Here is a 14,166-nt window from a genome sequence, read left to right as displayed (position 1 = left end):
AGAAAAATGATAATTAGTAGAGGACATTATTCGATTAATAGATTAAGATGCTGGGCTTTAAGTTTATTAGTGATTTTAATCTAATATTTTTGTTGAGAAATAGATAGCCTTTCATTTGTATTGTCTTTTTGTCTATTGGTAGTTAATGATATCAAAATAAACTCATAATTTAGGTTAAATTTTTAAATAAATTTAATGGGTTAATTTTATTTAATTCTAAAACAGAGAGTTAACTCGATGCAGTGCTAGTTTTAACTAAATCTCAGGCGTTTAATTTCTATTAATGTATTGATTTTAAATGTTTTTTATTTTCACCGAGGCGTGTTTTATTCAATTATTTTTGATTGTTTTTGCTTTTGTTAATTTAATTGAGAGGGGCGTCTATAGACAATGTTATTATTTAAATAGCCAAGGCTAATCGAAATAGAATAAAGTTTTAGTAAAATAGGATTAGGTGTGGTTATTTTCTATTTATAACCGAAATCTAAGTATGATTAAAATTTAAAATATACTTATAGTCTTATATGGCGTTATATACGCTATAAAAACCAAAACGATAAGTTAAAAATAATCATTAGAAATTTGATTTAAATGCTACTAGACTGTTAACAATCAATGATAATAAGTCATGAGGTTTTCAGTGCAAAAAAGTATAATAACAAAGAGTAGTTTTATTTCAGGCTTCCAGTGGTTCTTCTTTATTTTTTGTAACACAGTCGTGATTCCACCTACCTTACAATCGGCTTTTCATTTAACAGCTGAAACCACATTTGTTATCACACAATACGCTTTCTTACTGATCGCTGTGGCTTGTTTAATTCAAGCTTTTTTAGGTCATAAGCGCTCATTGATGGAGGGATCGACAGGGCTATGGTGGGCCACAATATTGACCGTCACCCTCTCGGAATCAATGCAAGGAACCGCTTTAGCAACCATTGGGTGGAGTCTAACCGTCGGTATTTTTTTGTCGGGGATTGTTACCCTTTTAATCGGTATCACAGGTATTGGCAATGGGTTATCCAGTTTGTTCAAACCCGGTGTTTTAGTGGTATTTATGTTTCTCCTTGGAGCCCAATTAGTTTCGATTTTTCTAAAAGGTATGCTCGGGCTTCCATTTGGCGTCATAGATACCAATGTCGAGGTTAATTATCCGGTATTCTTTTTAGCATTCGCGGTGCTAATTTTGGTGATTGCGATGATTGTGTTTTTACCCGCAAGCATGAGTCAATACGCCTTATTATGTGGAACCATTATTGGATGGATTGCGTATAGTCTGTTATTTGATGGCAAAATTTCAGCCATTTCGGAAGTTAAGTGGGAGTTGTTTCCCTTTGGACGTGCAGATGAAGTCCAACCCAGCATCGTGATCACGGCGATATTGGCCGGTATTTTGAACACGTCAAATACTTTTGGGGCAATACGTGGAAGTGATGTTTTTTATCAGCAAAAGGGATTAACAAAGTCTATTTACCGTCGGAGTTTTGTGGCGTCGGGTGTTTTGACTTTATTTTCGGCTCCGTTAGGTGTGGTGCCATTTTCGCCTTTTGTATCATCTATTGGCTTGATTACACAAACGAAAGACACTTCACGAGTCTCTTTTACTATCGGTAGCGTGTTGTTGTTATTGGTTGGGGCTATCGCCGCATTAACCCAATTTTTTCGCTCATTGCCTCTCGCGATTGGCAGTGCTGTCATGTTAGCAACCTATTTACCCCTGTTATTCTCTTCTTTTTCATTTTTAGCCGAAATTAAACTGAACGCGCGTAATATTTATCGTTTGGCTCTTCCCCTGTTTATTGGGATTTTTTTGATGTCAGCACCTGATGCGGTAATGAATTCGCTACCGATGATGTTCAGTTCACTGCTAGGAAACGGTTTGTTAATGGGGATTATTCTGTCATTGATCCTCGAAAACAGCATTAAGTGGGATCATATTCATTAGAAGTGGTAAAAACCTCATTATGTTATTTTTATCATGAGGCTAAAGCCTATTCGCTACAGGGGAGCATAGAGCTCATAACGACCGGTTTGGTAATGAGTAGGAATATAAAAGCGGCCATCAAAGCTATTTTTGTAAGATTTATAACGACCAAACATGCCGGCGGATACTGATGTTGAACGGTACTTAAATGGGTATTGAGTACCATCTAAATAGACGACGGTGATGTGATAATCAGTGATTGGTTGGGTCTGGAGAACTAAGCTATCTTTACTGTTTGCATCCCTTACCATATGAGGAAGGCTATAGTTTACGGCGACCATTTGCCCACGGTAGGAATAGTAGTACCCTTGGATGTTGTGCTTATTCGGAATAGAAAAACGTGCAAAATCCGCATCGGTTATCAAGCCAATAGAATCGAAATACTCACTATAACCTTCGATGGTTATTTCATGATTTTGACTAATAGTAATGGCCTGAAAAGGGCGAGTTCCCTTAATCTCTTTTTGTGCCTGTAAGCGAGAGAAGGTCTCTTCTACGGTATATTCCTCGCCATCTATATTTCTGGCCCCTTGAATTTCCGCCATCATTAATTGGACGATTTCTGTTGAAGGTGTTGGATGCTGCCAACGCACATTCGCACAGGCACTCAATAAGCATACTGATAATGCGGCAAAGAGCCACAGAGGCCATTTTTTAGCAGTCATAGTGGATTTGATAATAGTGGAAAGAGAATGCAGTATAGACTGACAAGCCTAGTTAAAAAGTAGCTAAAAAAGGGATAAACCTCATCCATGAAGTTTATCTCTGATAATTTAACGGCCTAGGTAGCCATCCCAATCTTTCCAAACAGGTTGTAATCCTGAACGGATCAGTGATTCGGCAACTTGGGCAGCGCTACGATTATCGTGTGGGGAAAATTGTTCTAATTCCGCATGGTCATCGGCATAGCCGCCCGGTTGTGTTTTGGAGCCCGCACTCACATTATTAATGGCTAGAGGGACAACATGATCGCGGAAATAAGGGGATTCACGAGTGGAAAGTGATAACTCAATATCTGGGGCTAATAAACGAAAGGCACAAATTAGTTGCACGAGTTCAGCTTCATTCATTAAAGAAGCCGGCTCGATGCCACCAGCACAAGGACGTAATCGCGGAAATGAAATTGAATAGCGGCTTTGCCAATAGTGTTTTTGGAGGTAAATCAGATGTTCTGCCACCATATAGCAGTCAGTTCGCCAGCTATTAGACAAACCAATTAATGCTCCGAGTCCTATCTTATCGATTCCGGCCCGTCCTAAACGGTCTGGAGTTTCTAATCGCCAGTGAAAATCCTGCTTTTTACCTTTTAGGTGGTGCAACTGGTAAGCCGGTTCATGGTAGGTTTCTTGATATACCATGACGCCATCTAGCCCTAAAGCTTTAAGTTCGGCATACTCTTCAGTTGCGAGTGGCTGAACTTCCATCATCAAGGAGCTAAAGTAGCTGCGTATAGTAGGCAAGTGTTCACGAAAATAATCCATCCCAACTTTAGATTGATGTTCACCCGTCACCAGTAACAGGCTATCAAAACCGATTTGACGGATCGTTTCGCATTCATTAATGATTTCATGTTTATCTAAGGTTTTTCGTTTAATACGATTACTCATCGAAAAACCACAATAAGTGCAATCATTCGCGCATAAATTTGATAGATATAGCGGGACATAAAATCCGACCGTGTTTCCAAAACGTTGTCGTGTCAACTTTTGAGCTTTCTGCGCCAGCTGTTCAAGAAAAGGACGAGCGGCAGGCGAAAGTAACGCCATAAAATCATTGAGTGTTAGGGTGTCGTTAGCAAGTGCCTGTTGTACATCTTGAGCTGTTTTGGCATAGATTTGTAATGTAAGGTCATCCCAATTGAGCTGTTGCCAGCGTTGACGAAAGCTTGTACTCATTGCAGTGCTCCCAAAAATTCGGTTAAGGGGCTGGATGCTTCAGCATGTTGTTTAGGTCTAGCAAGACCGGCTTGCCGAGCGAGTTCTGCTGCTTCTAGGGAAACTCTAAATGCGTTTGCCATCAGTACCGGATCATTAGCAACGGCAATGGCCGTGTTGACTAATACCGCATCGGCGCCCATTTCAATGGCTTCAAGGGCATGGCTAGGCGCACCAATCCCCGCATCAATGACGACAGGAACGGCGGCTTGCTCGATAATGATCCGTAGCATCTCCTTGGTTACTAACCCTTTATTGGTTCCAATCGGCGCACCTAAAGGCATTACGGCCGCACAACCCACCTCTTCGAGCCGTCGACAGAGAACCGGATCTGCACTGCAATAGGGAAGTACCACAAAGCCTTCTTTGACCAACTGCTCTGCTGCAAGAAGGGTTTCAACGGGATCGGGCAGTAGGTATTTGACATCTGGGTGGATTTCTAACTTTACCCAATTCGTACCTAAAGCTTCCCGAGCAAGCCGTGCCGCGAAAATGGCTTCTTGAGCATTTTTGGCCCCCGACGTGTTGGGGAGTAGTTTTACGCCAAGTTCTTGTAAAGGTTTTAAAATTCCATCGTCATTGCCACGTAAGTCAACACGTTTCATCGCCATAGTAACGAGCTGGCTACCTGATGCCGTTATTGCCGCTTGCATTAAGGTTGGGTTGGCAAATTTCCCTGTTCCGGTAAATAGACGTGATTGAAAAGTGACATCGGCAATTTTTAACATGATTAGCCTCCAGCGATAGCTTGAAACAATAAAATATTGTCTTGATCATTTAGATGGTGTGAATCCCACTGATGACGAGGAATGATAATTTGGTTAATGGCCAAAGCCGTACCAACGGTACTACGTTCTATCGCGGTAAGTAATTGAGACACCGTTAATGGCGCCTCGAACTCCATTGGTTGGTCGTTAATTATAAGGCGCATGTTTCTTCTCGACAGATAGGACATTGAATAGAAGGGGTTAGCTGCAATGTATTCCATTGTTGCTGTTTGCCATCAAATAAACGCAATTTTCCACTTAAAGAGGAAGGTAACCCAACTAATAGCTTAATCGCCTCTAAGGCTTGTAAGGTGCCAATGACACCAACGACAGGCCCAAGAACACCAGCGGTACGACAGTTACGTTGAGGCTCCGTTTGGTCGGGATATAAACAGGCATAACAACCATGATTAAAAGGAGGCTCGAGCACCATTAACTGTCCACCAAACCCAACAGCACTCCCGCTAACGAGTGTTTTATTGGCTATCACACAGGCTTCATTCACAGCATGACGCGTCGCCATGTTATCGCAACAATCGAGGACTAGATCGACTTGCTCGACAAGTGGCAATAAGCTTTGACTATCTAATTTCTTTTGTAAAACATGGGTTGTCACTAATGGATTAAGGTGTTGCAGTCGTTCTGAGGCCAGCTTAGCTTTTGATTGTGGGATGTCTTCGGTACCGTATAAAACTTGCCTTTGTAAATTAGAGAGATGCAATTCATCGTGGTCAGCAAGCCACAATTCACCCACACCAGCAGCTGTCAAATAAAGGGATGCTGGGGCACCTAAACCACCGAGACCAACAATGAGCACTTTACTGTTTTTCAGCTTGGTTTGACCTTCTGGCCCAATATCTTCAAGCAATAGCTGGCGGCTGTAACGCATAAATTCGTGATCATTTAACATGATAAACTCCTCGAATTCACCTACAGCTACAAGAAAGTATGCTGTAGGTTTGATTCAGGTAATCAATGATTTTCTACGAGGCGCAAAAGTGTTTTTGTTGCCTCTAGCCAATCGTCCGCTTTGGTAATTGCACTTACTAAGGCAACACTACCCACCCCAGTTGCGAGTACGGCGGGTACTTTATCGATAGAAATGCCACCGATAGCAACGGTTGGATAGTCTGGAGTCGCCTCCACCATGGCTTTTAGCGTGTTTAATCCTTGAGGAGATGACGGCATTTCTTTAGTTTGTGTCGGGAAAATATGCCCCATCGCAATATAAGAAGGACGCACTGATTTTGCGATGGCGAGTTCATGCTCATCATGGGTTGAGATACCTAAACGTAGCCCTGCTTGATGAATAGCAAGTAGATCGGCGGTTTCTAGGTCTTCTTGACCGAGGTGCACACCATAGGCAGCAAACTCAATGGCTAAACGCCAATAGTCATTGATAAATAACCGTGCATGATGTTTTTTGCCTAAAGCTATCGCTTGTTGGATATCATCACGAACTTCATCTTCACGCTTATCTTTTATACGGAGCTGTATGGTTGTGACGCCTGCATTGAGTAGACGATCAATCCATTCGACAGAGTCGACTACGGGATACAGGCCGAGTCGATGTTCTGTGGGGGCAAAAGGTGTATTAGGCAATTTTGTCATCGGACACGACCTCAGCGCTATGATATAACTCACTACCATGGGCTCGGAAAGCTTCGGACATTTGTTCCATTCCCGCTTCTTTTTGTGCCGCATAGTCACGTACTTCCTGCGAAATTTTCATTGAGCAGAATTTAGGGCCGCACATAGAGCAGAAATGAGCAACTTTCCCAGAAGCTTGCGGTAAGGTTTCGTCGTGATAAGCACGGGCAGTATCAGGATCGAGTGCGAGGTTGAATTGGTCTTCCCAGCGGAACTCAAAACGTGCTTTGGACATGGCATTATCACGAATTTGTGCACCGGGATGGCCTTTGGCAAGATCAGCGGCATGCGCTGCGATTTTATAGGTAATCAACCCTTGCTTAACGTCTTCTTTATTGGGTAAACCTAGATGCTCTTTAGGCGTGACATAACACAGCATTGCGCAACCAAACCAACCAATCATGGCGGCTCCAATGCCTGATGTGAAATGGTCATAGCCCGGTGCAATATCGGTAGTCAAAGGGCCTAATGTATAAAATGGTGTTTCATGGCAGTGCTCAAGCTCTTCAGTCATGTTACGACGGATCATCTGCATTGGCACATGCCCCGGCCCTTCAATCATCACCTGTACATCATATTCCCATGCAATTTTTGTCAATTCACCAAGCGTGTGTAACTCGGCAAATTGTGCAGCATCGTTTGCATCTTGAATGGAGCCAGGGCGTAAACCATCCCCTAATGATAAAGAAACATCATAAGCCGCACAGATTTCGCAAATTTCACGGAAATTTTCATACAAGAAATTTTCTTGATGATGAGAGAGGCACCATTTCGCCATAATCGAGCCACCGCGAGAGACAATGCCTGTCAAACGCTTCGCGGTCATTGGAACATAACGCAATAATACGCCTGCATGGATGGTGAAGTAATCGACGCCTTGTTCTGCCTGTTCAAGTAACGTATCACGGAACATTTCCCATGTTAGGTTTTCGGCGACACCATTGACTTTCTCTAATGCTTGATAAATAGGAACAGTACCGATAGGCACAGGGCTATTGCGTAGAATCCATTCGCGAGTTTCATGAATATAGCGTCCAGTAGACAGATCCATCACGGTATCTGCCCCCCAGCGAGTAGACCAAATCAGTTTCTCGACTTCTTCTTCAATGGATGAAGTGACCGATGAGTTACCGATATTGGCATTCACCTTCACTAAGAAGTTACGGCCGATAATCATGGGCTCTGATTCAGGGTGATTGATATTGGCGGGTATGATGGCACGACCCGCTGCGACTTCTTGACGAACGAATTCAGGCGTGATGTTTTCCGGTAGATTCGCCCCAAAACTTTGTCCTGGATGCTGCTGCCTTAATACCTCACCACGAATACGTTCACGGCCCATATTTTCACGAATGGCGATAAATTCCATTTCCGGGGTAATAATACCTTGGCGAGCATAGTGTAACTGAGTGACACGCTTGCCAGAGATCGCTTTTAATGGGCGAGGGCGATGATTAAACCTTAAATGGTCTAGCCCCGCATCAGCGAGTCGCTGTTGTGTAAAATCAGAGCTGAGGTTATCAACCTGAACAGTATCATTACGTTCGCGGATCCAACCTTCACGGATCTTTTTTAATCCTTTATGGACATTCAGTTCCGAGTCTGGGTCACCATAAGGACCCGACGTATCATAAACGGGCACCGCTTCATTATCTTCAAATTGTGGATTATCTTTATCACCACCAATCAGTGTTGGCGAGAGTTGAATTTCTCGCATAGGTACCTGAATATCCTCTCTCGATCCCGTTAAATAGATACGTTTGGAATTAGGGAATGAGACGCCAGAAACCGTGTTAATGAAGTTCTCAGCAGCATCACGTTGCGCTTTTCGCGTTCGTGCAGGTGCAGCTTTAGGTGAAAGGTCAGTTGTAGGGATAATATTATTTTGGGACATAGCAATTTCCTGACATTGTCACGAACGATTATGCGGTATGCATAGCGTTCTGGTTTATCGTAAGAAAGTTGCTTGTCTGGAGTTCGGATGGAGTAATAGTAAGATGTTGCGCTTTCATTTTGCTGTGCTGTTAGTTTCGCCATATTGTGAGTTTTTTCATCAATATCAATATGAGCTGCGAAATAAACAAAATTGGGCGCTAAATGATTACTCTTGTTCCCTTCGCGGGTATTAACCCGATCAGGTTCCGCGGATCCCGAATTAACGGTCTCAGCTCGTGGTATACACCACTGAGCACTCCGACAAGAGACTCCAGTATAGTGTTCTCTGGGTTATTCTCAAGCATTTTCCTTGTCATCCTTCACACGATCAGTGTGTTGGCTACGCTCAGCGACCCAAGTCACATACGTGTGTATGCTCCTTGGGATATCTTTGCTTTCCTATATGCGCTTTAGAGGAAGTGACATATGCGTGGTTTCGAGGAATGGCATATACATGGCTTAAAGGAAAAGAATATTTTAATAATGGCGTATTCAAACTAAAAATAAGGTTAAAGTTGCCACGTATATTGTCGCCAGTTATTTTCTTCCGCTGCCCGTTGTAGTTTTTGATCGCCATTAACAATAAACACTTCATCCGCAAATTGACACATAGGAAGGTCGTTAGCGGAATCAGTATAAAAATAGATATAGGCATCGGTAATTGGCTGGTGGCGGATCCACTGGAGGAGCCGTTTGACTTTACCTTCTTTAAATGTCGCAATACCTTCGACTTCATCGGTATAGCAGCCATTTTGCTGCTTTATATCGATCCCCATTACAACGTCAGCGCCTAAACGTTCGGCGATTTTTTTCACAATAAATGAGACTGTTGCGGAGATCACTATGATCGGAATGTCGTGTTGTCGATAATTTTCGATAGTACGGATCCCTTCAGGGTAGATGCGCGGTACCACCATAGTGTCAACAAAATCGGCTAACCAGAGATCAATCTGTGAGGTACTGATCCCAGCTAAAGCCTGTAGGCTAAAACGCAGGTAAGTTGCCATATCCAGCGTACCCGCATTGTATTGTGCCATCATCTGTTTATCCGCTTCGACAAAGCGAGGATCTGTGATAATTTGCTGATCCCACAGGTATTGTGTCCACAACACGCTACTATCACCTTGAATTAAGGTCTCATCTAAATCAAAAACGGCTAATTTATTTTGCATTATGCCTCTTTTTACGATTCGCTAACTAAATGCACGAATTTCATTCTTGTTAAACATTAACTCTAGGCGAGTACCGGGTTCAAAGAGTCGTTCAGACGAACGATTAAGCAAATCAACCGTCATGTTACCCGCAGCCGTATTGACTGAGTAACGAATAATGTTTCCTAGTAGTTGATGATCAAGAATGATTGCATCAACAGGGTGTGAAATATGATCGCCGTAGTGGCGTCCTGTCTCCTTAACATAGATGGATTCAGGGCGAATAGCGAGTGTGCCTTGTAAATTTAGCCCCAATAAGGCATTCGCTTTATCTGCATCGACAAGGTTATAGTGACCCATAAAACGTGCCACAAACTCATTCGCTGGCTGGGTATAAATATTTTCAGCGGTATCACTCTGGATAATAGCGCCTTTATTCATTAAAAAGATGCGATCAGACATGATCATCGCTTCGTCTTGATCATGAGTCACAAAAATCGTCGTGAGTTTTAATTCACGTTGAATATGGCGAATCTGTTGTCGCAGATGTTTACGAATACGTGCATCAAGTGCTGATAATGGCTCATCTAAGAGTAAAATCTGTGGTTTCATCACCAGTGCTCGTGCAAGGGCTACCCGTTGACGTTGTCCCCCTGAAAGCTGATGAGGAAACTGATGTTCTTTACCTTGTAATTCAACCATTTCAATAACTTCTGCTACTGCTTTTCTTCGTTCCTGACGCTCTACTTTGCGCATTTTTAAGCCGAAAGCGATGTTATCTTCAATAGTCATATTCGGAAATAAGGCATAGCTTTGAAAAACCATACCGATCCCACGTTGCTGAGCAGCTTGGTGGGTTATATTTTGACGATTAATATACAGCTCACCATGATCCGGTTGTTCGAGTCCTGCAATACAGCGTAATAATGTCGATTTTCCGCAGCCACTGGGCCCGAGTAAGGTGATGAATTCACCTTTTTCAATTGTGAATTGGATATTTGAGAAGACGTGATTTTGGCCGAATGATTTACTCAAATTTTCAGCAATGACATAACTCATTATTTATCTCCAGAGCGACTCATTCGAGTTGCTAACCATGTGAGAAGCAATGTAAATAGGAAATAAGACATCACTAACGCAGAGGTAAAATGCCCACTGGTTTGACGCATATTAAATAGATAGATTTGCAGGGTTTCATAACGTGTACCGACCAAAATGTTGGCAAAGACGAATTCACCCATTAAAAATGAAAATGAAATTAATAGAGATACCAATAGGCCTTTACGAATATTCGGTAACACAATCAATAAAAAAGCCTTGAAAGTACTTGCACCTAACAAATGTGCCGCATCCATCAAATCATGCAGGTTGATCCCTTGAAAACTGTTTGCTAACGCACGGTACATAAAAGGTAGGGTGATAGTGAAATAAGTACCGATGAGTATCCACGGAGTGCCGACCAACATAAAAGGTTCATCGGCAAAAATTTGTAATAATCCGACGGATGAAACCACCGGTGGAATTGCAAAAGGAAGAATAATCAGGAGATCCATCAATCCTTTTAGTTTCGGGAAACGATAAAACACGGCAAATGTCATCGGTAAAATAACTAGCGTACTCACCAACAGCGTGCCGAAACAGATAATCAGAGAGCGTCCGAAGGCCAACAAAAATCGAGGGTCTTGCCAGAGTTGTAAATACCATTTTAGCGAGAGGGCATCGGGTAACACCGTTGCTCCCCATTGTGTCGCGATAGAATAAATAAATGTCGCCACGATAGGCAGGGCAAGCAGGCTCGCGACGCTAATCAGGATTAATTTATGTAACCAAAGGCCAGACGTTTGGTGTGATTTGGTCGTAAGGCTATAACTTGGCATGATAGCTCCGTTTTAACAGCCAATGATGGATGGCGGTGATAAAACCAAGGATCGCAATCAGCAATACCGATAATGCAGCCGCCATATTAGGCTCTAAGTAGAGGTCACCTGATACAAGGCTAGCGATACGAATCGTAATTAGGTTGTAGTTTCCACTCGTCAGTGCGTAAGTACTGGCATAGGCTCCAACCGCATTAGCGACTAAAATAATAAATGTACCGAGTAATGCAGGCGCGAGGACAGGGATTGCGACTTTGCACCAGTAGGCCAATTTACTGGCTCCCATTGTTTTGGCGGCATCTTCCCATTCCGGTTTTAGCGCATCAAAAGCAGGGTAGAGTAATAGGATCCCAAGTGGAATTTGAAAATAAATATACAGTACCATTAACCCACTAGCGCTATAGATATTGAACTCTTCAATGATCCCCCACGCCTTGAGTTGTAAAGTAATCGCACCGTTAAAACCGAGAATAATGATAAAGGCAAACGCGAGGGGGACACCGCTGAAATTACTGGCCATGGTAGTAAAAGAGATCATCATGCTGCGAATTCGCCCCTGCATTTTATAAATAGAAAAGGCAGTGATAGCGGAAACGAGCAACCCAACGATACTACAAATGACTGATAGCCATAATGTATTTTCAAAGGCCTGCAAATAAAAATCGTTGCTAACAATCTCAGCATAATTCGCAAAAGACCAACTTTCTTCATAGATAAAACTATTAACCAATACCCAAATCATTGGTGCGATTTGAAATAGACAAAATAAAATGAAAAAAGGCACGGTTAAAAGTGCCGCTTGCCAGCGCAAACGCGAGAAACATTTTTTGCCCATCAGTATTCTCCCCAGCGGGGAGCTGGCTTGCTCACAAGGGGGGCTAACATCCGCCATTAGTTACCTCCTACCAATAATTCGTTACAGACTTGTTTATCTGCATGATCAATATTGAGTAGAGTACAAATGGTTCCACAGAGCGCGGTTTGTTCAATATGGCATTGCGCATGATGTGAAAACTTATCCCCAATAACAAACAATGGAACATGTCGTTCTTCTGGGAGTATGCCGCCATGGCTATGATCCTTATTCATACCATGATCGCTGGTAATGATGATTTGATAGCCTTGCTCAATCCATGTTGGGAGATAATTCGCGAGGATAATATCCGCCTTCCGTGCACTATTACGATATTGTGAGGAGTCCAGTCCGAATTTATGGCCGGTATCATCAATATTCATTGGATGGATCAATAAGAAATCAGGATGATATTGGGTACGTAGATATTCAGCATCGACGAACAGATGATCATCGGGGTAATGATCCGCTTGATAAAAGCAGCCATATTGAATTGCGAGTTGTGTATCGCAAGTAAAGCGGTCTCGAGTGGCGACAAAAGGCGCTCTATTGTACAGTTCACTAACCCAATAATAGGCCGCAGCGGCAGTGGTTTTTTCTGCTTTTCGTGCAAGTGAAAAAATACTTTCAAAGTGGGATAAACGTACGATGTCATTATTGACAATGCCGCTATTTGCAGGAGAAATCCCCGTCAAAATGCATTCATATAGAGGCCGAGACATCGAGGGCAACTCACTCTCCATTTTATAAAGCGTGGCTTGGTCAGCTTCAATCAATGCATTGAGATAGCCCATGCAATCATGGGCTACTGAATAGGTTAGGCCGTCAAGGACAACAAGTATAACTTTATCAGACATGAGAAATTTTATTCCTAAAGGCACATTATTGCTGGTGAATTAAGACTTGTTGTTGCCACATTTTGGGTAATGTGCGAGAAGATTTTTCCCACCCTTCGGCATCTTTAATGGGGTGCACATTCTTATATTGTTCATCCGGTAACAATTTAGCTTTAATATCATCGGGTAATGTTAGATATTCGGCACGAATAGGACGCGCATAACCTTCCGCTAAATTGATTTGTCCCTTGTCACTAAAGATAAATTCACGCGCTAATTTTGCTGCATTAGGGTTTTTTGCATATTTATTAATGATGGTGGTGTAGCCAGAAATAACAGAGCCATCAGAGGGAATGACAACCGTAAAACGATCACGATTGATTTGGTCACGATAATTTAGCGCATTGAAATCCCAGAGGATACCAACTTCAACTTCGCCTTTTTCGATATTGGCGACCGTAGGGTCATTAACGGATAGACGTTTTTGTTTGGCTAATTCACCAAAAAACTCGATAGCAGGCTGTAAATTGTTTTCATCACCACCACGAGCAAAAGCAGCGGCTAAGACAGCATTATTCGCTTGGGCGGCAATACCCACATCACCCACAGTCACTCTATATTTGCCTTTCAATAGGTCATCCCAACTTTTTGGGGCATCTTTGACGAGATCGTTGTTAATCATAAAGGCGATCGTTCCAGTATAAGCGAGGGCCCAGTGACCCTCTTTATCTTTTGCCCAATCAGGAATTTGTGACCATGTGGTAGGTTTGTAAGGCTGAGTAACCCCTTTTAGTACGGCAACAGGGCCAAATGATGCACCCACATCACCAATATCGGCAGTGGCGTTGTTTTTCTCTGCGGCAAACTTTGCAATTTCTTGTGCAGAGCTCATGTCCGTATCTTGATGTTTCAATCCGTAGGTTTTTTCGAGATCTTGCCAAGTTCCTTTCCAGTTAGCCCAAGTGTCTGGCATACCAACACTGTAAACTTGTCCTTCTTGTTTGGCTGCATTAATTAATGGGGTTAAATCAGCATCATTCGCTAAAGCAAGGCTTGATGTTGTTAGAGAAATCAAAACAGCAGGTACGATCGCTTTCATTTTCTTCTCACTATAGTGGAGGCGTATTGGTTAATTAGCATGCTAATTTTCTAACGTGACAGTGAGTTGACGGTTTTGTGACA

At 42.6% G+C, this 14,166-nt stretch carries 14 protein-coding genes and 1 riboswitch; of the genes, 1 reads left to right on the top strand and 13 read right to left on the bottom strand.

The genetic code is table 11. The features are described from left to right. The first annotated feature begins 628 nt into the window (after nucleotides 1-628). The gene (locus tag O7C57_RS18445) at nucleotides 629-1,942 is read left to right on the top strand and encodes a uracil/xanthine transporter (protein WP_269723428.1); all 1,314 of its coding nucleotides are present in this window, start codon (nucleotides 629-631) and stop codon (nucleotides 1,940-1,942) included. A 53-nt stretch (nucleotides 1,943-1,995) separates the two neighbouring features. On the opposite strand, the gene O7C57_RS18440 is transcribed toward O7C57_RS18445, so the two are convergent. The 13 genes from O7C57_RS18440 to O7C57_RS18380 form a co-directional block, all read right to left on the bottom strand. Continuing rightward, on the bottom strand, nucleotides 1,996-2,646 hold the full coding sequence (locus tag O7C57_RS18440; protein WP_269723427.1) for a hypothetical protein: 651 nt from the start codon (nucleotides 2,644-2,646) through the stop codon (nucleotides 1,996-1,998). Between the two features lie 108 nt (nucleotides 2,647-2,754). Then, on the bottom strand, nucleotides 2,755-3,876 hold the full coding sequence (gene thiH / locus O7C57_RS18435; RefSeq protein WP_154624787.1) for a 2-iminoacetate synthase ThiH: 1,122 nt from the start codon (nucleotides 3,874-3,876) through the stop codon (nucleotides 2,755-2,757). Next, nucleotides 3,873-4,643, bottom strand: coding sequence for a thiazole synthase (locus O7C57_RS18430; protein WP_154624788.1), 771 nt, complete (start codon nucleotides 4,641-4,643; stop codon nucleotides 3,873-3,875). Before O7C57_RS18430 ends, thiH begins: the two co-directional genes overlap by 4 nt. A 2-nt stretch (nucleotides 4,644-4,645) precedes the next feature. After that, nucleotides 4,646-4,846, bottom strand: coding sequence for a sulfur carrier protein ThiS (thiS, locus tag O7C57_RS18425; protein ID WP_154624789.1), 201 nt, complete (start codon nucleotides 4,844-4,846; stop codon nucleotides 4,646-4,648). Continuing rightward, nucleotides 4,834-5,592, bottom strand: coding sequence for a HesA/MoeB/ThiF family protein (locus tag O7C57_RS18420; RefSeq protein ID WP_163860564.1), 759 nt, complete (start codon nucleotides 5,590-5,592; stop codon nucleotides 4,834-4,836). The genes thiS and O7C57_RS18420 overlap by 13 nt, the downstream gene beginning before the upstream one ends. A 62-nt stretch (nucleotides 5,593-5,654) precedes the next feature. Next, nucleotides 5,655-6,293, bottom strand: coding sequence for a thiamine phosphate synthase (thiE, locus tag O7C57_RS18415; protein WP_154624791.1), 639 nt, complete (start codon nucleotides 6,291-6,293; stop codon nucleotides 5,655-5,657). Beyond that, nucleotides 6,277-8,226 carry a phosphomethylpyrimidine synthase ThiC gene (thiC, locus tag O7C57_RS18410; RefSeq protein ID WP_269723426.1) on the bottom strand — a complete coding sequence of 650 codons (1,950 nt, stop codon included), beginning with the start codon at nucleotides 8,224-8,226 and terminating at the stop codon, nucleotides 6,277-6,279. Before thiC ends, thiE begins: the two co-directional genes overlap by 17 nt. A 200-nt stretch (nucleotides 8,227-8,426) precedes the next feature. Then, a riboswitch (TPP riboswitch) is annotated at nucleotides 8,427-8,538 on the bottom strand. Nucleotides 8,539-8,776: 238 nt separating this feature from the next. Beyond that, entirely contained in the window at nucleotides 8,777-9,439 is a 663-nt protein-coding gene (locus O7C57_RS18405; RefSeq protein WP_269723425.1) for an HAD family hydrolase, read from the bottom strand. 21 nt (nucleotides 9,440-9,460) lie between these two features. Continuing rightward, entirely contained in the window at nucleotides 9,461-10,477 is a 1,017-nt protein-coding gene (locus tag O7C57_RS18400) for an ABC transporter ATP-binding protein (RefSeq protein ID WP_196714212.1), read from the bottom strand. Beyond that, nucleotides 10,477-11,295, bottom strand: coding sequence for an ABC transporter permease (locus O7C57_RS18395; protein ID WP_154624795.1), 819 nt, complete (start codon nucleotides 11,293-11,295; stop codon nucleotides 10,477-10,479). Before O7C57_RS18395 ends, O7C57_RS18400 begins: the two co-directional genes overlap by 1 nt. Further along, nucleotides 11,282-12,187 (bottom strand): ABC transporter permease, encoded by a 906-nt coding sequence (locus O7C57_RS18390; RefSeq protein WP_163860567.1) that lies wholly within the window; start codon nucleotides 12,185-12,187, stop codon nucleotides 11,282-11,284. Before O7C57_RS18390 ends, O7C57_RS18395 begins: the two co-directional genes overlap by 14 nt. Then, nucleotides 12,187-13,005, bottom strand: a complete 819-nt coding sequence (locus tag O7C57_RS18385; protein ID WP_154624797.1) for an alkaline phosphatase family protein — start codon at nucleotides 13,003-13,005, stop codon at nucleotides 12,187-12,189. Before O7C57_RS18385 ends, O7C57_RS18390 begins: the two co-directional genes overlap by 1 nt. A 25-nt stretch (nucleotides 13,006-13,030) precedes the next feature. Continuing rightward, nucleotides 13,031-14,083, bottom strand: a complete 1,053-nt coding sequence (locus O7C57_RS18380; RefSeq protein WP_154624798.1) for an ABC transporter substrate-binding protein — start codon at nucleotides 14,081-14,083, stop codon at nucleotides 13,031-13,033. Nucleotides 14,084-14,166 lie beyond the last annotated feature (83 nt).

This window comes from Providencia sp. 21OH12SH02B-Prov (assembly GCF_027362595.1).
GTDB classification, from domain to species: Bacteria; Pseudomonadota; Gammaproteobacteria; order Enterobacterales; family Enterobacteriaceae; genus Providencia; species Providencia zhejiangensis.
The sequence above is the reverse complement of the archived record's forward strand: the minus strand, read 5'-3'. Positions and strand labels throughout refer to the sequence as shown.

Excerpts from the sequence above, each read along its gene's own strand:
- O7C57_RS18445 (WP_269723428.1), top strand. The coding sequence starts at position 629 with ATGAGGTTTTCAGTGCAAAAAAGTATAATAACAAAGAGTAGTTTTATT.
- O7C57_RS18440 (WP_269723427.1), bottom strand. The coding sequence starts at position 2,646 with ATGACTGCTAAAAAATGGCCTCTGTGGCTCTTTGCCGCATTATCAGTA.
- thiH (WP_154624787.1), bottom strand. The coding sequence starts at position 3,876 with ATGAGTACAAGCTTTCGTCAACGCTGGCAACAGCTCAATTGGGATGAC.
- O7C57_RS18430 (WP_154624788.1), bottom strand. The coding sequence starts at position 4,643 with ATGTTAAAAATTGCCGATGTCACTTTTCAATCACGTCTATTTACCGGA.
- thiS (WP_154624789.1), bottom strand. The coding sequence starts at position 4,846 with ATGCGCCTTATAATTAACGACCAACCAATGGAGTTCGAGGCGCCATTA.
- O7C57_RS18420 (WP_163860564.1), bottom strand. The coding sequence starts at position 5,592 with ATGTTAAATGATCACGAATTTATGCGTTACAGCCGCCAGCTATTGCTT.
- thiE (WP_154624791.1), bottom strand. The coding sequence starts at position 6,293 with ATGACAAAATTGCCTAATACACCTTTTGCCCCCACAGAACATCGACTC.
- thiC (WP_269723426.1), bottom strand. The coding sequence starts at position 8,226 with ATGTCCCAAAATAATATTATCCCTACAACTGACCTTTCACCTAAAGCT.
- O7C57_RS18405 (WP_269723425.1), bottom strand. The coding sequence starts at position 9,439 with ATGCAAAATAAATTAGCCGTTTTTGATTTAGATGAGACCTTAATTCAA.
- O7C57_RS18400 (WP_196714212.1), bottom strand. The coding sequence starts at position 10,477 with ATGAGTTATGTCATTGCTGAAAATTTGAGTAAATCATTCGGCCAAAAT.
- O7C57_RS18395 (WP_154624795.1), bottom strand. The coding sequence starts at position 11,295 with ATGCCAAGTTATAGCCTTACGACCAAATCACACCAAACGTCTGGCCTT.
- O7C57_RS18390 (WP_163860567.1), bottom strand. The coding sequence starts at position 12,187 with ATGGCGGATGTTAGCCCCCCTTGTGAGCAAGCCAGCTCCCCGCTGGGG.
- O7C57_RS18385 (WP_154624797.1), bottom strand. The coding sequence starts at position 13,005 with ATGTCTGATAAAGTTATACTTGTTGTCCTTGACGGCCTAACCTATTCA.
- O7C57_RS18380 (WP_154624798.1), bottom strand. The coding sequence starts at position 14,083 with ATGAAAGCGATCGTACCTGCTGTTTTGATTTCTCTAACAACATCAAGC.